The sequence below is a fragment of the Pseudomonas sp. PF05 genome (assembly GCF_056521845.1).
Genome location: NZ_JBWLPW010000002.1, coordinates 250,761 through 268,739 on the forward strand (window position 1 = coordinate 250,761; position 17,979 = coordinate 268,739).

Here is a 17,979-nt window from a genome sequence, read left to right on the forward strand (position 1 = left end):
GTCTAACTTCCTGGCCCGGAATCCGAATACCCCGCGTCACTGTGCTCACCCTGGTGCCCTTGGCACAGTTGACGAGCGGTCGCGACGATCGTCGACACCTGGGGCAAGGCCGCCTCCTCCAGATGGCGCGGATAAGGTATCGGCGTCTCGGCGCTGCACACCCGGGCCGGCGGAGCATCCAGCTCGAAAAAGCTTTGCTCTATGATCCGCGTAATGATCTCGGCGGACAGGCTGCCGCTGCGCCACCCTTCGTCCACCACCAGGGCACGATGGGTCTTGCAGACCGAAGCCATCAGCGTCTCGTCATCCAACGGGCGCAAAACCCGCAGATCGATGACTTCGCAATCGATACCCTCGGCGGCCAACTCCTGCGCGGCCGCCAGGGCCTTGCCGAGGGTGCCGCCATAGGTGATCAAGGTCAGGTCCTTGCCGGCTCGGCGTACCTTGGCGCGGTTGATATCCACCGTCTCCCACTCACCCGTCTCGCCCTCCAGGTTGTAGAGCTGGGCATGTTCGAATATCAGCACCGGATCTGGATCCTCCAGCGCTGGCCAGAGCATGCCGCGCGCATCTTCAACGGTCGCCGGCGCCAGGATCTTCAAGCCAGGGATATGTGCATACCAACCCTCCAGGCTGTGGGAGTGTTGCGCGGCAAGCTGGCGTCCGGCGCCTGTCGCCATCCGCACAACCAAGGGCACGGAGAACTGTCCGCCGGACATGTGCCTCAAGGCTGCCGCCGTGTTGATCAACGGATCGAGGGCGAGCAGACTGAAGTTCACGGTCATGATTTCAACGATCGGTCGCATCCCCCCTAACGCCGCCCCAATACCGGCCCCCACGAAACCCAGCTCGGACAATGGCGTGTCTCGGATACGCTCGGGACCAAACGCCCCAAGCAACCCCAGGGAGACGGCATAGCTGCCACCATAGCGGCCGACGTCTTCGCCCATCAGAAATACCCGTGGGTCCCGCTCCAGCGCCTCACGCATTGCCTCGCGAAGCGCTTCGCGATAGCTCATACGCGTACTCATGGCGTCGCCCTTGGGGTGTAGACATCGCGAGACAGGTCCTCGAGCGGCTCCAGGCTACCGTTTTCGGCATAGGTAACAGCGGCCTCCACTTCAGCGTCCACCTGGCTCAGGATCGCCAGAAACCCGGGTTCGTCCAGAAGGCCTTCGGCCTTGAGCCGGGCACTGTATGCATGAATCGGCCCACGCGCCTTCCATTGCTCCACCTCGTCCTTGTCCCGATACAACTGTGGGTCGAACATCGAGTGGGCGCGAAACCGATAGGTGCGACATTCCAGGAAAAAAGGCCCACGCCCCGCGCGGATGTGTTCGACCGCATCACAAGCGGCTTCATGCACGGCGATCACGTCCATGCCATCGACGGACCTGGCATCGACTTTGTACGCCGATGCTTTGGCACACAGATCCGTTTGCGACTGCGAACGGTCCAGGGCAGTCCCCATCGCATAGAGATTGTTTTCGCAGCAAAACAGCATCGGCAGTTGCCACAATGCGGCCAGGTTGATGGACTCATGGAAAGCCCCTTCCGCCATCGCGCCTTCACCAAAAAAACACACCGATACACGCGACCCGCCTTGCATGCGTTCAGCGAGCGCCATGCCCACCGTCAGTGGCAGGCCACCGGCTACGATGGCATTGCCGCCGAAGAACCGAGTACTGGCATCAAACAGATGCATTGAGCCGCCTCGCCCGCGGGAGCATCCTTCCTGGCGTCCATACATCTCGGCCATGATGGCATTGATGGAGACTCCCTTGATCAGGGCGTGGCCGTGTTCGCGATATGTCGCAACCACCGCGTCGTTGGCTGCCAGTGCATGCAGGACACCGACCGCCACCGCCTCCTCGCCAATGTACAGGTGCAGAAAGCCACGAATCTTGCCCTCGCCGTACAGCTCGCCAGCCCGCTCCTCAAGACGGCGGATGCGCACCATGTCCCGTAGCAAGTCGAGCGCAATGTCCTGGGTCCGTGGTGGGAGGCTCATGGCGCACGCTCCATGCTGGATGTATCGCCTTCAGGCAAACCCAGTTCACGGGCCTTGAGCAGACGACGCATGAGTTTTCCACTACGGGTGTGTGGCAGTGCTTCGACAAATTCCAGTTCCTTGGGCGCAACGACCGCCCCGAGGCGCTTGCGCCCATGACCGAGCAATTCGTCGTGCAGGGTCGCGCTGGCACTCAAGCCACTCTTGAGCGAAACAAAGGCCTTCACGGTTTCACCCAGCAGAGGGTCGGGCTTGCCAATGACCGCAGCCTCGGCCACGGCGGGGTGTTCCATGAGGCAGCTTTCAACTTCAAACGGACCGATCAGGTGCCCCGCCGACTTGATGACATCGTCGCTGCGTCCAATGAACCAGTAATAACCATCGGCATCGCGACGCACCAGATCGCCGCTCAGGTACCACTCACCGACAAAGCACTGACGATAACGTTCCTCCTGTCCAAGATAGGTACGGAACATGGCAGGCCAAGGCTGTTTCAGGGCCAGGTCGCCGACCTCGTTGTCCTCCAGAAACACCAGCCCGCCTTGTTCGGTTCTTGCGACAATGGCTGCCTCGACCCCGGGCAATGGCTTGCCCATGGACCCGGGCTTGATGGGTATGGCGACCGTGTTGGCAATCATGATGCCGCCGGTTTCGGTCTGCCACCAATTGTCATGGATCGGCAGCCCAAGCACTTCTTTGCCCCACCAGACGGCCTCGGGATTAAGCGGCTCGCCGACACTGGCAATAAATCGCAGGCTCGGAAAATGATGGCTGCGCACCAACGCTGCACCAGCCTTCATCAAGAGTCGAATAGCCGTCGGGGCCGTATACCAGACCGTTACCTGTTGCTGTTCAAGTATTCCATACCAACGCTCGGCGTCGAATTCACAGCCCTCGACCACGCTGGTGACACCCAACAGCAAAGGCGCAAAGATCCCATAGGAAGTACCGGTCACCCAACCCGGATCGGCGCTGCACCAATAGACATCATCGGGGTGCAGATCCAAGGCGTATTTTCCGGTGACGCGATGAGTCAGCGCCGCACCGTGGGCATGCAACACGCCCTTTGGGGTGCCGGTGGTACCGCTGGTGAAGTGTAAAAGCGCGGGGCTGTCGGCTGTCGTATTGACGACGGTAAACGCCTCCTCTGCCTGCGCCAGCAGCGAACTCAGATCCAGCGTCCCCTCCATAGGCAACGTGTCCCCATCATCTTCTTCGTACAGCAGCACATGCTTGAGTGCCGGCAAGCGTTCGCGAATGGCCGCGACCTTACGCCTGTAGAGCGTTCCACTGGTCAGCAACACACTGGCTCCGCCCAGATGCAAGCGGGTCTCGATGGGTTCCGGGCCGAACGCACAGAATAATGGCGACACCACGCAGCCGAGCTTCAGGCCGCCGAGCACGCCCAGATACAGTTCCAACCCCCGGCCGCAGAGTACGAACAAGCGGTCGCCTGGCACCACGCCCAGGGTTTTCAATACATTGGCAAATCGGTTGCTCTGGGTGCTCAGTTGGGCGTAGCTGACGTCGCGACAGCCACCATTGCGATCAAGAATGCGCAAAGCTGCATGCCGTCGATGCGCACCTTGCGCATGCCGATCCACAGCCTCATACGCAAGATTCAATCCACCGCCCGGCAAACCGGCCAGGGCGCGACCCTCTTCTTGCCAGGAAAAAGCCTCGCGCGCCTGGACGCTATCGACCCAGTTCGGCGCAACGGGCAAGCGGTCCAGGGGTTTATCGATGATTGACGGATGCATGATCGCCTCTTTGAGTCGCGAACGGTTCAACACAGCGAACGCCCCCGACCGGCGCTTGTTACAGCGACCAACAGCAGGGGGCGAACGTCTTCGTCGACCCATCGATTCGTCCTCGCCGGATCAAGCCCCAGCGTCGACTCAGGGTGCGCCGCTGGCATTTGCCTGACGTTGATAAATATCAAATACCGGCGTGAGGCCCTCAAGAAGTGCGCACCTCCAATCCACTGGACTTGATTAATGTCAATCGCGCGGGCCTGCCTTTCTCCACACTGCCCAAAGGCCGCAGACGACATGGAGACGAGCATGAACATCCTGCAAGATGAGGTGATTGCCTTTCTCTCCAAACCGTCGAGCTACGACACTGCAAACCAGCCGGTGGAGCGTATCGAGACCCATGGCTCGGTGATTTTCCTGCATGCCGACCGTGCCTATAAACTCAAAAGAGCCGTGGCATTTGCCGAGCTGAACTTCCTCAGTCTGCAAAGCCGAAAAAAGGCCTGCCAGGCAGAGTTATTGCTCAATCGACGGACAGCCCCGACGCTGTACTTGAGGCTGTTTTCAATTACTCGCCAGGCTAATGGCCAATTGGCGCTCAACGGTCGCGGACGAGTGGTTGACTGGCTCGTCGTGATGCGCCGTTTCGATCAGGACCGGCTGTTCGATCGCATGGCCGTTGAAGGGCGTCTGACTGAACCGATGATGGATCAGTTGGGGATCGAGATCGCGCGCTTTCATGGGCATGCACAAATCACCCCTTCTTTCGGTGGCCTCCCGGACTTGAAAGAAGAAATCGAAAAAAACCATCGGGAAATGTCTCGCTATCCGTCTATTCTCGACACCACGACAGTCGCCGCGATTGCTCACGCTTCAAGGCTCCTGCTGGAGTCCTTGACCGGCTGCATCGAAGATCGCCGCCGTGAGGATCGCGTTCGCCGCTGCCATGGTGACATGCGCTTGGCCAACATCTGTCTTCTCGACGGTCAGCCGACACTCTTCGATGGCATTGAGTTCAGTGAACGGATTGCCTGCATCGATGTGCTCTACGACGTGGCTTTTGTATTGATGGACCTGCGACACCATGGGCTGGAAAGTTTAGGCGCACGCCTGTTGTCCAGTTACATCAACCACTGTGCGTGGGAGGAAGACTGCAAGCCCCTGGCGTTTTTCCTGTCTTTGCGTGCGGCCACGCGCAGCTTCTCCCTTGCGGGCGCAGCACTGCGTCATGCCGATCAGGACAAGCGATATCAGAAGAAAGTAGAAGCGGTGCAGCTGATGCACCAGGCATTGAATGACCTGCACGGCGAAAACCCGCTGCTCGGTCACCTGTCCTCGATCGAGACGTCCATACGGACATGAACACTCCCCTTGCCCACAGCCATCACTCAGGAAATGGTGGCTGGATGGGTGATTCCTTATCCGGGATATCAGTCATGGTCGCCTCGGTCAGCAGCAGGATACTGGCGACTGAAACAGCATTCTCCAGGGCGATACGCACGACTTTGGTCGGATCGATGATACCGGCTTCGTACATGTCGACATAACAATTGGCGGACGCATCGAAGCCAATGTTGTTGGGTTCGGCAAGCATTCGCGCAACCACGACGCCAGCGTCCACCGCGGAATTTTCCGCAATGAGCCTGGCCGGGGCTTCCAGCGCCCGGCGAAGAATCTGCAGGCCAGTCCTGGCGTCGCCCTCATGGCGCGCCTCTTCGGCCGCGATAATCGGGACAGCCTTGAGCAGCGCCAGTCCCCCGCCCGGGACAATGCCTTCGGCGATCGCCGCCCGCGTCGCCGAAATGGCATCATCCAGCGCATCCTTGCGCGCCTTCATTTCGGCTTCGGAAGGCGCCCCGACGCGGATCACCGCCACACCACCGGACAACCTCGCCAAGCGCTCCTGAAGTTTTTCAAGATCGTAGGCGCTGGTGGTGCTGTCCATTTGTGTGCGAATCTGCTGCAGACGCGCCTCGATGGCCTCGCGTGTACCTGCCCCACCAATCAAAGCCGTACTGTCTTTTTGCACCACAACGCGGTGCGCCCGCCCCAACTGGCCCAGTTCCAAATGTTCCAGGCTGATGCCCAGTTCGTTTGAAACCAACGTCGCCCCTGTCAGAACGGCCATGTCCTGAAGCATCTCTTTGCGTCGATCGCCAAAGCCTGGCGCCTTGATGGCCACCGCTCGCAAGATGCCTCTTATCTGATTCACCACCAACGTGGTCAACGCCTCGCCTTCAATGTCGTCGGCAATCAGAACCAGGGGTTGCCCGCTCTTGGCTACGAGTTCAAGCAACGGAAGCAAATCCTTGAGAGCGCCGATCTTATGGTCACAGAGCAGCAAATAGGCGTCGTCGAGTTCGACCTGCATTTTCTCGGTGTCGGTGACGAAATAGGGGGAGACATAGCCCCGGTCGAATCGCATCCCTTCCATGACCTCGACCACTGTTTCGGTGGTCTTGGACTCCTCGACGCTGACGACGCCTTCAACGCCGACCTTTTCCAGCGCGTCTGCCACCAGTTGGCCGATGACGGCATCGTTATGCGCCGACAACGTGGCGACCTGGGCTTTTTCCTTGAGCGTGCTGACCGGCCGTGACTGGGCTGCGAGCGATTCCACGACCAGCAACAACCCACGATCCAGGCCGCGCTTGAGGTCTATCGCACTGGCGCCGGCGACGACGTTGCGAATGCCATCGGCCAGGATTGCATGAGCCAGCACCGTGGAGGTGCTGGTCCCATCCCCTACCGCGTCGCCCGTACGCTCCGCAGCCTGGCGCAGCATTTGCGCCCCGAGGTTCTCCTCGGGGTCCTGCAAGTCAATACGCTTGGCAATCGTCACGCCGTCGTTACAGACCGTGGGGTTGCCCCACTTGTTCTGAATCAGTACCGACTTCGATTTCGGCCCCAATGTGATGCGCACAGCATCCGCCAATTGCGAGGCGCCATTGAGGATTTTCTCGCGTGCTGCCGCGCGAAACGTCATTTTGCTGTGGGCCATCAGGCTGCTCTCCTGGTTATAGGCATAACCAACGCGTGCTGGCAGCTTCTATGAAGTGTCCCGTTCCATATTGATTTTTATCAACAAACTCAAAACCTCACCGCATGCCTTTGGATGAACGCGTGCCGGCACCTGCCTATAGGTTGATACAAATCAACGTTGGAGGCCGAAACAGAGTCCCAAATGAAGTCATGGAATCCAGGGATGGGTATTCGATTTTCAATCAACTGAACGTGGATTTTTTCATCTCAATGCCCGAGGGAAACGCCATGGACAAGTATCAGAAAAGCCAGAAAGACAAGTTGTTCAAAAGCACCGCCCATGACCCCTATCGCTTGCAGCGCGTCGAGGGTTCAGCGGTGTGTCCGCACTGTGGTGCTGTTTACCAGGCCGGAAGTTGGGCCTGGAGTCGTCCTGAAAACACCGTGGTTCATGAAGCACAAGAAACAGCCTGCCCAGCGTGTAGACGTATCGATGACGACGCACCGGCAGGAACACTCACCTTGTCGGGTGGCTTCTTGCAAAAACACCGAAGTGAAATCATCAACCTGATTCACAACACTGAAAAAAAGGAAAAAGCCGAGCACGCCCTGGAGCGCCTCATGAAGCTGACTGAATCAGAGCAGAATCTGGTCGTGACCACGACCGGTATCCACTTGGCCAACTGCCTGGGCCATGCATTGGAGGGTTCTTTCAAAGGTAAGGCCGATTATCGATACAGCGGGGATAAATATGGGGTGAGCATCCGCTGGACACGCGACGAATAGACGAAAACCGATTAAACCAAGCCGGGAAACAGCATGCACTTCTTAGCCTTGGCAATGGATTTCGACGGAACCATCGCCGAAAACGGCAATGTCCCGCCGCAGGTCTGTGCAGCGCTCACGCGCCTAAAAGAGAGCGGACGCAAGTTGCTACTGGTGACCGGCCGGGAGTTGCAAGCGCTCAAGCACCAGTTTCCACAGCTTGACCTGTTTGACCTGGTGATCGTCGAAAACGGCGCGCTCTTGTACGACCCCGCCACGGACACCGAAGAACTCATCGCGGATCCAGCTTCCACCGAACTGGTGGCCAGCCTACGTGACAAAGGGGTCTGGCCGTTGTCGATCGGCCGATCGGTCATCGCCACGTGGCGTCCGTTTGAAAACACGGTGCTCAGCAGCATCCGCGAGCTTGGCCTGGAGTGGCAGATGACGTTCAACAAGGATGCGATCATGGTCTTGCCTCCTTGTGTGAACAAAGCGTCGGGCCTGAGTGCGGCTCTGCGACGACTGGGGATCTGTGAGCTGAATGTGGTGGGCGTGGGTGATGCGGAAAACGACCACGCTTTTTTATCGATCTGTGGCTGTGCCGCGGCCGTGAACAATGCCATTGCGTCGATAAAGTCCAGCGCAGACGTGTGCCTCAGCCAAGACCATGGCCGTGGGGTCTGCGAGCTGGTGGAGATGCTGTTGGAAAAAGACGTCGCGTTGGTGCCCATCGAGCGCACCGGGGTCTCGTTAGGCCAGACCGTTGATGCGAACAAGGCCTGGTTGCCTGCAGAGTCGGTGCTGCTGGTGGTTGGCAATTCGGGCTCCGGCAAATCCAGTTTCATTACCTGGCTGACAGAACGAATGGTCCAGGCTCGCCAGGATTTCTGCATCATTGATCCGGAAGGCGACTATCTGACCCTTGACGACGCGGTAACGGTGGGTGGCCTGACCGTACCTCCGACGACCGAGGAGTCGGTGCAACTGCTTCTACAGGCACGGCTTAACGTTGTGGTCAGCGCCCTGGCCCTGGAGCCGGCAGCACGTGTGCAACTGTTTGGCGAACTATTGCCCGCAATTCATCATCTTCGTAACGTTTCGGGCCGACCCTATTGGCTGATCGTGGACGAAGCACACTACATGCTTCCCCACTGTGCCAACTGGCCCCCCGGCTTTCTCGGCAACATGGGGGTCATCATCGTTGCCCTGAACTTCGATCAGATATGCCCGGCGCTCCTCGAGGAGGTAAACGTACTGGTAACGTTCGGCAGTACTGCCCGGCAACTGGTCGAACAGTTCGCCAAACGCATACAACGCAGCTGGCCCGCCTTTCCAGAGCGCTCGCCAGGCTTGGAACATGCCTGTCTGTGGAACCTGCGAGAAGGCGAACAAGTGTTGCTGCTCGACCAGGTCCAGCCAGACCAGAAGCACCATCGGCACAGCGGCAAGTACGTCTCGGGAAATGTAGGCGCATGGCATGCGTTTCACTTTCCGGCCCTAGGCAAAAGTGCCACAAACCTGACGGAGTTCTTGTCCCTCTCGATGCAATTGTCCGATGTCGCTCTTGGCGAACATATGAAGGCCGGCGATTTTTCCAACTGGTTCCGCCATGTGATCCGGGACGATGTGCTTGCCAATAAGACTCGCCTCATTGAAACGGACAGCACCCTGGCCCCCAGTAAAGCATTGGAACAAATCCAACAATGGGTGCAATCGCGCTACCACCTTTAGGGGGGGCATGCCGTTCGCATCCGGGCGCAAGCGCGCGCTGCTGGCGGTTTCGGTTGACCAGTCCCTCAAGCAGCTAGAGCTTATGTTCAAGATCGATGAAACTATCGGCCTGCCAATCCCAATCCTGGGCTTGGGCGGCATCGGGTGCAGGCGCTCCGCCATATTCCATGGGCCGGTCGATATAGGCCGTCATCAGGCCGCACGCCCTGGCCGCCGCAAGATCGCTGTGGTGGCAGGCCACCAGGCAGAGTTCAGCGGGTTTGATGTCCAATGCCCTGGCCGTGGACAGGTACGCCGCAGGATCCGGTTTGTAGGTTTGCGCGAACTCCGCCCCCAGTAGTGCGTCCCATTGCAAACCGTTGTAGCGGTTCATGGCGATCATCAAGGCCACATTGGCATTGGACAAGGTCACCACCGCAAAGCGCCGACGCAGCAGGGCCAAGCCCTCGGTCACGTCAGGCCAAGGGTCCAGGCGACGCCAGGCATGGGCAAGCGTGTGCAATACCTCGGGGTCAACCTGGTCGACTTCCAGCCCGTAAGCCGTCAACAACTGGACCAGCGTCTCGTAGTGCAATGTGTCCAGCACAACGAAGCCTCCATGCCCTTTGATGCACTCGCGCAGCGCTGGCGCATACAACCGGCGCCATTGCATGGCAAATTCCGCAGGGCTGACAGCGGGCAGGTAGGTCGACACGAATGGACTCGCCTCACGTGCGATGCCTGAATGCCAGTCAACCACCGTACCGAACACATCGAATGCCAACGCTCGTGGAAGCGTCATCGCAAGACTCCTCAGCTATTTACGCTCCAGCCTGGCACTCCGGCCGCCGAGGCACTGGAGCGCGGGAACCCAATGAGCTTAGCCTGATCCTTCTCAAGCGCCATCAATACTGCGCGAGCACCTATAGCTTGTGACTACCCAGCACCCAATACCGCTGCGGTGCCGCCTTGCGCAGTCGCGCCGCGAGGAACACACCAACCAGCAGCGCTGCGGGGATGATGGCGCAGAGGCCGTACGACAAGGCCTTGCTCGCACCCGTCAGTACATCGAAATGCACCACCGCGATAAACAGCACCGCCAATAGCGCCAGGCAAGAGAAGCCCGGGAAAATCCGCCCACGCCAGATCCCCAGCTTGAGCTCGGGGTGGCGCTGGGCAAAGACCCATACCGCCGCGGACGTGAGCGCCATCAGCAAAATCACGCAAAGCGTCGCCAGGTTGGACAGCCAGGCAAACAGTTGCAGGATCGGATCGGCATCCATCGCGGCGAAGACCAGCACGACCACCGCAGAGATCAAGCTCTGCAACGCCGAGCCCATGTGCGGGCTCTGATGGACGCGATGAGTGGTGCCCAAGCGACTGTGAAGCAAACCGTCACGCCCGATGGCGTAGAAGTAACGGGCCGCGGCATTGTGGAACGCCAGCAACCCGGCATAGATGCTGACCATGAACAGCACGCGGATGACCTGGGTCAGGTGCGGGCCGACAAAGTGATCGGACATGCCATAGATAAACGTCGTCGGGTCTTGCAAGGCCTGAAGCGTGGGGACGATTTTGTCCGCGCCTACGCCGATCACCATCGACCAGACCGACAGCGCGTAGAAACCACCGATCAGCAAGACCGAACAGTAGGTGGCAATCGGGATCGTACGTTGCGGGTTCTTGGCTTCTTCGCCGTAGATAGTGGTGGCCTCGAAGCCGATGAACGCGGCGAAACAGAACAGCAGGCCGATTGACGGCGTGCCGCTGAACACGTGGCTGCGATCAAACGCATCGAGGTTGACGCCGCTGTCGCCGCCGGTCCTGAGAATGGCGAAGTCCAGGAGCAGGATCGCCAGATATTCGGCGATCACAATGACCGACAACACCCGGGCCGACAGATCGATCTTGCGATAGCCGAGAATCGCAATGCTGGCCATTGCCATCAGCGAGTACGTCCACCAGGGCAACACCAGGCCGAACACGCTTTGCATCGTGCCGCTGACCACCCCACCGAACATGCCATACAGGCCGACCTGGAGAATGTTGTAGGCAAACATCGCCAGCACCCCCGCCGCCCCACCGGCCAGGCCACCCAGGCCGCGCGAGGTGAACGCGTAGAAACCGCCGGCATTGGTGACGTGCCGGGACATGGTCGTGTAGCCCACCGAGAACGCCAGTAACACCAGCAAGGCCAGGATCAGCAACGCCGGTGTGCCGGCGCCGTTGCCCAGCATGATGCCAATGGGAAAGCCGCCAGCGATGACACTCAAGGGGCTGGCCGCCGACACCACGAAGAAGATGATGAAGCCCACACCCAGGGCCCCACGCTTGAGCTCCGTGGAGCTGTTGACCGGGAGAGATACGCTCATGTTTTCTTGACCTTATGGTATGAGGCAGGCGCTGTAGGATCGATGCAGTCAACCGCTCACCGTCACCGAATAGCGTTATTGTTCTTGTCGCACGCTGGATTCGATCCTATGCCTCTCCCTGAACGTCCCACTATCCCAAATCGGTAACCAGAGACCTCTTCTCAAAAAAACCGCGACAAATATTCAAGCAAGCGCGCAACCGTTGATGGCAGCGCGTGCGGTTTGGGAAGGCAATTCGGCGAACAGTTCCTGATATTCCGCTGCAAAATGGCTGAGATGATAGAAGCCCCATTGGGCAGCGGCATCGCCGATCGACAGATGCGACGCGCGGGTGGACATCAAGGTCCGGCGCACACCGTTGAGCCGCACGGAGCGCAAGTAATTGAGCGGAGTCGTCTCGGCAACCGAGCGGAAGCTGTTCTGCACGGTACGTCGACTCACCTGGAGTCGCTGGCACAACTCATCCACGCTGGGCACGTTGTTCAGTTCCGCGGTGGCCAGGCGATGGCATTTTTCGACAATGAAACTGCGCGTGGAGCTTGGCGTACGCTGCTGCTTGTCACAGGCAGGGTCGGTCATGAGTTGCAGCAACTCGTCGAGCATGGCTTGTTCCAGTGCCAGCTCCCGATCTTGCGCAGGGTCGAGCTCTTCGCTCGAGAGCGCCTGGGAGAATGCAGCCAGCATCCGACGTCGAGCGTCAGCATAGCGTTGCGTGGGGAGCCTGATCACCGGCTGGCGGAGTAACTGGCTGATTTCCTTGACCGACGCGGTTTGCGCCAACGCCTGTTCGAACAATTCACGTTCGAAGGTAATGGCCAGCAGTTCCATGCCCATCGGCATGTGGAACATGAACTCCTCGCCGCCATGAAGAAAGAACAGGCTGCTCTCGTCCACCTCCCGTCCCTGCATCCGAATCGAACCCGGGACGGTGATGGGCACGGCAAAGCACATCTTGCCTCGGGGGGCGACGCCATGCTGCACCACGCGTTGGTTGATCTGCTCGCGGAATACGTGGCATCGCCCCGTCGTCAACTGGATAAGCGAACTCTCGGCCGAACCAGCGGTTAACTGGTTGTAGTCCTGGCTCCACTCCTGGACGGTGGCGGCGTGGACATGGATGTCACGAAAATGGCTGATGTTCTGATTTTTCATGATGACGAAAGCCTCGGCCAATATTCTTGTTTTTAGAATGCCTTATTGCGCGATATTCTCACATTAAGAGAATTCTGCAAATTTTCTTTGGTTCATGTCAGTGCTCTCGTGCTGACGCTCGATCCGGCCCGTCCAATGTGCCGATTCGGGCTACCGGCCAGGAACGGGCCACGAGGATGATCGGGGCACTGTAACCGACATCCTGAGAGACCGTCATGAGTGAAGCCAAGCTAGAATCCCTCCATTTCGCGGATGCCCCGCGGATCACCACCACCATTCCTGGCCCAAGGACCACCGAGGCCCTGGCATTGTCGGCGCGTACCGAGTCGATGGCCCGCGGCGGCGGACGTATGCCCGTGGCCATGGACCGGGCCTTCGGCGCGACCTTCAAGGACGCCGATGGCAACACCTACATCGACCTGTCCGCTGGCGTGGGCGTCAGCAGCGTAGGCCGCTGCCATCCGAAGGTGGTGCAGGCCATTCGCGAGCAATCCGAAGTGCTGATGCATGCGTTGGAAGTCAACAGCACCCGGCGCACCGAACTGGCCGCCAAGCTCTCCGAAATCGCACCCGACGGCTTGCGCGGCGACTGCATCACGTTCTTCACGCAAAGCGGCAGCGATGCGCTGGAGGCGGCGATCAAGTTCGCCAAACGTGTCACCGGGCGGCATCAGATCATCGCCTTCCACGGCGGCTACCACGGCGTGTGGAACGCCTCCGGTGCGCTGACCACAGGCACGGCCTACCGCAAGGGCTACGGCGCCCAGATGGGCGGGGTCATTCATGCGCCCTACCCTTATGCCTATCGTTTCCCCTTCGACACCACCCACAAAAGCGCCGAGCAGATTGCCGGTGACTACGTGGATTACCTGCTGAACACCCCCTACACCGCCGCCGATGACGTGGCCGCCGTGATCGTCGAACCGGTGCAGGGCGAAGGCGGTTACGTTCCACCTTCACCCGAATTCCTGCAACTGTTGCGCAAGGCCTGCGACCGCAGTGGCGCGCTGCTGATCGTCGATGAAGTGCAGTCCGGCGCCGGGCGCACCGGCAAGATGTGGGCGGTCGAGCACTCGGGCGTGAAGCCCGACATGCTCACCTTCGGCAAGGGCATCGGCAGCGACCTGCCGATGGCGGGCCTGATCATGCGTTCGGACCTGGCAGCCGCGATTCCTGACGGGTCGATGCCCAACACCTTCGCCGCCAACTCGTTGTCCGCGGCCGTGGCGCTGACCAATATCAGCATCCTCCAGGACCCAGAGCTTGATCTGCTCAACCGTGCCCACACGCTGGGGCTCCAAGCGCAGGAACGTATCCGTGGTTTCGACAGCCCGTTGGTCGGTGAAGTCCGCGGTCGCGGCCTGATGATCGGCATCGAGCTGGTCGAGGATCCGATCACCAAGGCGCCACTGGCACCGGACAAGATCGGCCAACTCATGGGCTACCTGTTGAACCACGGGGTGCTGATGATTCCCTGCGGTCGCTACAGCAACGTGATGCGGGTCATGCCCTCGCTGACGATTTCGCGCGCGCTGTTCTTCAAGGCCCTGGACATCTTTGGCGACGCCCTGGCCTCCCTCAAGGGATGAGGTGTGTACACCTCGACTACTCCACATCATTTGAGGGACTGCAAAATGACTCAACAGCTGAACCACTTCATTGAAGGCGCGTCCTTCGAGGCCTCCGACGGCCGTCGCATCACGCTCGTCGACCCCGTGACAGAACAGATCTACGGCAGCTCCGCGCGCGGCACGGCCGAGGACGTGGACCGCGCCGTAGCAGCGGCACTCACCCAACTTGAGCGTGGCGCCTGGAGCCAGCTCGACGGTGCCCAGCGTGGCCGGCTGTTGTCGAAGCTGGCGGACCTGGTGGAGCGCGACACCGACGTGCTGGCGGACCTGGACGCCAATGCCATCGGTCGCTCACCGATCGAACCGCGCCGGCTGGACGTACCCAACGCCATCGCCAACCTGCGCGCCGCCGCCGGCTGGGCCAATCAGCTGGAAGGCCGCACCATTCCCACCAGCGGCTACTTCGGCACCAAGGCCCTCTCGTACACGGTCCGGGAGCCGGTGGGCGTGGTCGGTGCCATCGTTCCCTGGAACTCGCCGCTGATGATCACAGTCTGGAAGCTCGCCGCTTTGCTGGCAGCCGGCTGCACCGTGGTCATCAAGCCCTCGGAAGAAACGCCGCAGTCGGCCCTGCACCTGGCGGCGCTGGCTCAGGAAGCGGGCTTCCCCGACGGGGTGATCAACGTGGTCACCGGCTACGGCAACGAGGTGGGACGCGCCCTGTGCGAGCACCCGCACGTCGCCAAGATCAGCTTCACCGGCAGCCCCGAGGCCGGACGCGAAATCCAGCGCACCGCCGGCGTACTTTTCAAGCACGTGGCCTTGGAGCTGGGCGGCAAGAGCCCGCAGATTGTCTTCGACGACGCTTCGTTCGAGGACGCGCTGTTCGGCTGCTCGCTGGGCCTGTTCGCCAACCAGGGACAGATCTGCGCGGCGGGCTCGCGCATCCTGGTCCAACGCAACATCGCTGATCGCTTCGCCGCGGCGCTTGCCGATGCCGCGCGAGCCGTCAAGGTCGGCGACCCTCGCCAACCCGGCGTACAGATGGGACCGGTGGCCAAGAAAGCGCAATTGGATCGCGTCAACCGTTACATCCAACTGGGCATCGACCAAGGTGCGACCCTGTTGGCCGGCGGGGTATCGAACCCTGAACAGGGTTGGTTCGTCCAGCCGACGATCTTCGCCAACGCCCGCAATGACATGGCGATCGCCCAAGACGAGATCTTCGGCCCGGTCGGCACGGTGATCACGTTCGACAGCGAAGATGAGGCGGTCGCGCTGGCCAACGATTCCAACTACGGCCTGGCGGCCACGGTCTGGACCAGCGACCTGGTGCGAGCGCACCGCGTAGCCGCGGCGGTCAAGGCCGGTGCCGTGGGCATCAACTGCTGGAGCCCGCTGGACGCCAACCTGCCCTGGGGCGGCGTCAAGGCCAGCGGCGTTGGCCGTGAAGGCGGATTTGGCGGCGCGTTGGCCTATACCGAGGAGAAAGTCATCACCGTACTACTACCTAGCTGAGAACAAAAAACCGCACTGGCCGGACCACCCTCCAAGCCCCTGTGTCGTGGAGGGTGGCCGTTCAAACGTGCATTTGCGATGCCTTGATGATCGATGGAGAGACCGCGATGAATCCGGTAAATCAAACAATAATTGATCGGTATCCGACATCCCTGCGTATGTTGCACTGGGTGCGCGCCGTGCTCATCGCCGGCCTCCTCTGGGCAGGCTGGCACATGACTGGGCTCGATGATGAAGTGGCGAGCAAATATGAACTCTATTACCCGTGGCACAAATCCTTCGGGGTACTGGCGTTTCTGCTGGCCCTGATTCAGATCACCCTGCGCGTGCGCACCCCCAGGCTGCCGCAACCGCCGCAGACGCTGGCACGGTATGAGCGAGTTTCCTCAAGGCTTGCGCACCGCACCTTGTATGCACTGCTGGTGATCGTGCCGTTGATGGGCTATTCGATGTCGAGCACCTACACGATGAGTGACGGGGTGTTCTTTTTCGGGATAAACCTTCCGGAACTCCTTGGGAAAAATGACGACTGGTTCGTTGTCTTCCAATGGCTGCATAAGGTGCTCGCCTACACCCTGCTCGGTCTGATCCTGGTGCATATTGCCGGCGCCCTCAAGCACCGGTTCTTTGACCGGGACCCTCGAAGCGATGTTTTGCGCCGTATGCTGTGACGCTGACTTGACGAGGCATTGGCGCAAGGTGCCAATGCCTCGGGGCACAATATGAGCGTGATGCAAGTATTATCGGCAGGTGCTTAAGCTATTCGTTAGCGCAGCAACGGATATATACCCTGCCGAAAATCCACTCATGAAAACCATGCTCGAAATCGAAGATCAGCTGTTCAAGCCTACGGTACCCAACGACGAAACAACACGCTGGCATTGACCCCACCGAACCCAAATCCATTGGAAAGCGCATGGGTAATCGGCATCTTCCTGGCCTTCAGGCCAACCAGATCAAGCCCCGCAGCAGCCTCGTCAGGATGAGCCAGGTTCAGGGTAGGCGGGACAATCTGGTCCCGAAGCGCCAACACCGTAAAAATAGCCTCGATACCACCAGCTGCCCCCAGAAGATGCCCGGTGGCCGACTTGGTGGAGGTAATCGCCACACCGGAGTCCGTGCCGAACACCGAGCGAACAGCCGCCAGTTCCCCGCTGTCACCAACCTGGGTGGACGTCGCGTGGGCATTGATATGTTGCACGTCCGAGGGGCTGACAGCGGCCTGGCGCAGTGCCTGTTCCATCGCACGCCGGGCGCCGTTGCCGTCTTCCGGGCCCGCCGTCAGGTGATAGGCATCGGCGCTGGTGCCATAACCCACCAGCTCCGCCAGGGGCTTGGCGCCACGAGCGAGGGCGTGCTCCAGTGACTCGATCACCAGCAACCCGGCGCCCTCGGCCATGACAAAACCGTCGCGATCACGATCAAAGGGCCGTGAGGCCTCTTGCGGGCGCTCGGCAAAACCGGTGGACAGTGCGCGGGCGGCAGCAAAGCAACCCAGGGTCACGCGGTCGATCGCCGCTTCCGTACCGCCGCATATGGCGATATCCGCTTCGCCGCTTCGGATGAGCCTGGCCGCGTCGCCAATGGCCTGAACCCCGGCCGCACAGGCGGTTACCGGCGCGCCCAGAGGCCCTTTGAAACCGTGCCGAATGGAAACGTGCCCCGCGGCCATGTTGGCGAGAAAAGCAGGTGCCGTGAACGGCGACAATCGGCGCGGGCCACGCTCATCGGTGGTGCGTACGGCACCGGCAATGGCGCCAAAGCCACCCACGCCCGAGGCGATGAGAGTCGCCGTCCGTTCCTGGCCGTTGGCATCGGTCGGTTGCCAACCTGCCTGTTGCAATGCTTCTTCGGCCGCCACCAGCGCGAACTCGATGAAGCGATCCATCTTCTTGCGATCCTTGGCCGCAATGATGCGCTCCGGGTCGTAACCGGCGATGGCGTCCTCTTCCAACGTAGGCACCTGGCCGCCCACGGCCACGCCGGTTCCCTCGGTAATGTCGTCAGACAGGATACGAATGCCAGAGCGCCCGGCCAGCAGGCGTTGCCAGACTTCTTCGACGCCACAGCCCAACGGGCCGACAATGCCCACGCCGGTGACGACGATGCGTTTTTGACCTTGGGAAGTCATCATTGGAACC

The 17,979-nt window shown here is 60.4% G+C and carries 14 protein-coding genes; 6 read left to right on the top strand and 8 right to left on the bottom strand.

Annotated elements, in window-relative coordinates; genetic code table 11:
• Window positions 1-2: 2 nt before the first annotated feature.
• The 3 genes from AC09SL_RS06155 to acsA are packed head-to-tail and all read right to left on the bottom strand — an operon-like array spanning window position 3 to window position 3,771.
• Window positions 3-1,031 (bottom strand): alpha-ketoacid dehydrogenase subunit beta, encoded by a 1,029-nt coding sequence (locus AC09SL_RS06155; protein ID WP_058545872.1) that lies wholly within the window; start codon window positions 1,029-1,031, stop codon window positions 3-5.
• Window positions 1,028-2,011: a pyruvate dehydrogenase (acetyl-transferring) E1 component subunit alpha gene (gene pdhA, locus AC09SL_RS06160; RefSeq protein ID WP_058545871.1), complete on the bottom strand. Its 984-nt coding sequence runs from the start codon at window positions 2,009-2,011 to the stop codon at window positions 1,028-1,030. Before pdhA ends, AC09SL_RS06155 begins: the two co-directional genes overlap by 4 nt.
• Window positions 2,008-3,771, bottom strand: coding sequence for an acetate--CoA ligase (gene acsA, locus AC09SL_RS06165; RefSeq protein ID WP_058545870.1), 1,764 nt, complete (start codon window positions 3,769-3,771; stop codon window positions 2,008-2,010). The genes pdhA and acsA overlap by 4 nt, the downstream gene beginning before the upstream one ends.
• Before the next feature lie 303 nt (window positions 3,772-4,074).
• On the opposite strand from acsA, the gene AC09SL_RS06170 reads away from it, so the two are divergent.
• Complete coding sequence (locus AC09SL_RS06170) at window positions 4,075-5,127, top strand: phosphotransferase (RefSeq protein ID WP_058545868.1); 1,053 nt, start codon at window positions 4,075-4,077, stop codon at window positions 5,125-5,127.
• Window positions 5,128-5,149: 22 nt separating this feature from the next.
• Here the strand turns inward: AC09SL_RS06170 and groL are convergent, their stop codons facing one another.
• A complete protein-coding gene (gene groL / locus AC09SL_RS06175) occupies window positions 5,150-6,766 on the bottom strand; it encodes a chaperonin GroEL (protein WP_058545867.1) in 1,617 nt (538 codons plus the stop codon).
• Between the two features lie 269 nt (window positions 6,767-7,035).
• On the opposite strand from groL, the gene AC09SL_RS06180 reads away from it, so the two are divergent.
• Together AC09SL_RS06180 and AC09SL_RS06185 are read left to right on the top strand one after the other, a co-directional pair.
• Window positions 7,036-7,533: a BCAM0308 family protein gene (locus AC09SL_RS06180; protein ID WP_058545921.1), complete on the top strand. Its 498-nt coding sequence runs from the start codon at window positions 7,036-7,038 to the stop codon at window positions 7,531-7,533.
• 33 nt (window positions 7,534-7,566) lie between these two features.
• Window positions 7,567-9,246, top strand: coding sequence for an HAD-IIB family hydrolase (locus AC09SL_RS06185; protein WP_058545866.1), 1,680 nt, complete (start codon window positions 7,567-7,569; stop codon window positions 9,244-9,246).
• 73 nt (window positions 9,247-9,319) lie between these two features.
• Here the strand turns inward: AC09SL_RS06185 and AC09SL_RS06190 are convergent, their stop codons facing one another.
• The 3 genes from AC09SL_RS06190 to AC09SL_RS06200 all read right to left on the bottom strand — a co-directional run bounded on the left by AC09SL_RS06190 (window position 9,320) and on the right by AC09SL_RS06200 (window position 12,749).
• Window positions 9,320-10,027, bottom strand: coding sequence for a haloacid dehalogenase type II (locus tag AC09SL_RS06190; protein WP_058545865.1), 708 nt, complete (start codon window positions 10,025-10,027; stop codon window positions 9,320-9,322).
• A 121-nt stretch (window positions 10,028-10,148) separates the two neighbouring features.
• A complete protein-coding gene (locus AC09SL_RS06195; protein ID WP_058545864.1) occupies window positions 10,149-11,597 on the bottom strand; it encodes an APC family permease in 1,449 nt (482 codons plus the stop codon).
• Window positions 11,598-11,780: 183 nt separating this feature from the next.
• Window positions 11,781-12,749, bottom strand: a complete 969-nt coding sequence (locus tag AC09SL_RS06200; RefSeq protein WP_058545920.1) for a helix-turn-helix domain-containing protein — start codon at window positions 12,747-12,749, stop codon at window positions 11,781-11,783.
• Window positions 12,750-12,964: 215 nt separating this feature from the next.
• Between AC09SL_RS06200 and AC09SL_RS06205 the strand changes: the two genes are divergently transcribed.
• The 3 genes from AC09SL_RS06205 (at window position 12,965) to AC09SL_RS06215 (ending at window position 16,509) form a co-directional block, all read left to right on the top strand.
• Window positions 12,965-14,338 (top strand): aspartate aminotransferase family protein, encoded by a 1,374-nt coding sequence (locus AC09SL_RS06205; RefSeq protein WP_058545863.1) that lies wholly within the window; start codon window positions 12,965-12,967, stop codon window positions 14,336-14,338.
• A 45-nt stretch (window positions 14,339-14,383) separates the two neighbouring features.
• The gene (locus AC09SL_RS06210) at window positions 14,384-15,838 is read left to right on the top strand and encodes an aldehyde dehydrogenase family protein (protein ID WP_058545862.1); all 1,455 of its coding nucleotides are present in this window, start codon (window positions 14,384-14,386) and stop codon (window positions 15,836-15,838) included.
• Between the two features lie 107 nt (window positions 15,839-15,945).
• A complete protein-coding gene (locus tag AC09SL_RS06215) occupies window positions 15,946-16,509 on the top strand; it encodes a cytochrome b (RefSeq protein ID WP_058545861.1) in 564 nt (187 codons plus the stop codon).
• A gap of 176 nt (window positions 16,510-16,685) precedes the next feature.
• On the opposite strand, the gene fabF is transcribed toward AC09SL_RS06215, so the two are convergent.
• Window positions 16,686-17,972: a beta-ketoacyl-ACP synthase II gene (fabF, locus tag AC09SL_RS06220; protein WP_058545860.1), complete on the bottom strand. Its 1,287-nt coding sequence runs from the start codon at window positions 17,970-17,972 to the stop codon at window positions 16,686-16,688.
• Between the last annotated feature and the right edge of the window lie 7 nt (window positions 17,973-17,979).

Bases quoted from the DNA above. Each gene is read 5' to 3' on its own strand.
- AC09SL_RS06200 (WP_058545920.1), bottom strand. From the start codon at position 12,749: ATGAAAAATCAGAACATCAGCCATTTTCGTGACATCCATGTCCACGCC.
- AC09SL_RS06180 (WP_058545921.1), top strand. From the start codon at position 7,036: ATGGACAAGTATCAGAAAAGCCAGAAAGACAAGTTGTTCAAAAGCACC.
- AC09SL_RS06190 (WP_058545865.1), bottom strand. From the start codon at position 10,027: ATGACGCTTCCACGAGCGTTGGCATTCGATGTGTTCGGTACGGTGGTT.
- acsA (WP_058545870.1), bottom strand. From the start codon at position 3,771: ATGCATCCGTCAATCATCGATAAACCCCTGGACCGCTTGCCCGTTGCG.
- AC09SL_RS06170 (WP_058545868.1), top strand. From the start codon at position 4,075: ATGAACATCCTGCAAGATGAGGTGATTGCCTTTCTCTCCAAACCGTCG.
- fabF (WP_058545860.1), bottom strand. From the start codon at position 17,972: ATGATGACTTCCCAAGGTCAAAAACGCATCGTCGTCACCGGCGTGGGC.
- AC09SL_RS06185 (WP_058545866.1), top strand. From the start codon at position 7,567: ATGCACTTCTTAGCCTTGGCAATGGATTTCGACGGAACCATCGCCGAA.
- pdhA (WP_058545871.1), bottom strand. From the start codon at position 2,011: ATGAGCCTCCCACCACGGACCCAGGACATTGCGCTCGACTTGCTACGG.
- AC09SL_RS06205 (WP_058545863.1), top strand. From the start codon at position 12,965: ATGAGTGAAGCCAAGCTAGAATCCCTCCATTTCGCGGATGCCCCGCGG.
- AC09SL_RS06215 (WP_058545861.1), top strand. From the start codon at position 15,946: ATGAATCCGGTAAATCAAACAATAATTGATCGGTATCCGACATCCCTG.
- AC09SL_RS06210 (WP_058545862.1), top strand. From the start codon at position 14,384: ATGACTCAACAGCTGAACCACTTCATTGAAGGCGCGTCCTTCGAGGCC.
- AC09SL_RS06155 (WP_058545872.1), bottom strand. From the start codon at position 1,031: ATGAGTACGCGTATGAGCTATCGCGAAGCGCTTCGCGAGGCAATGCGT.
- AC09SL_RS06195 (WP_058545864.1), bottom strand. From the start codon at position 11,597: ATGAGCGTATCTCTCCCGGTCAACAGCTCCACGGAGCTCAAGCGTGGG.
- groL (WP_058545867.1), bottom strand. From the start codon at position 6,766: ATGGCCCACAGCAAAATGACGTTTCGCGCGGCAGCACGCGAGAAAATC.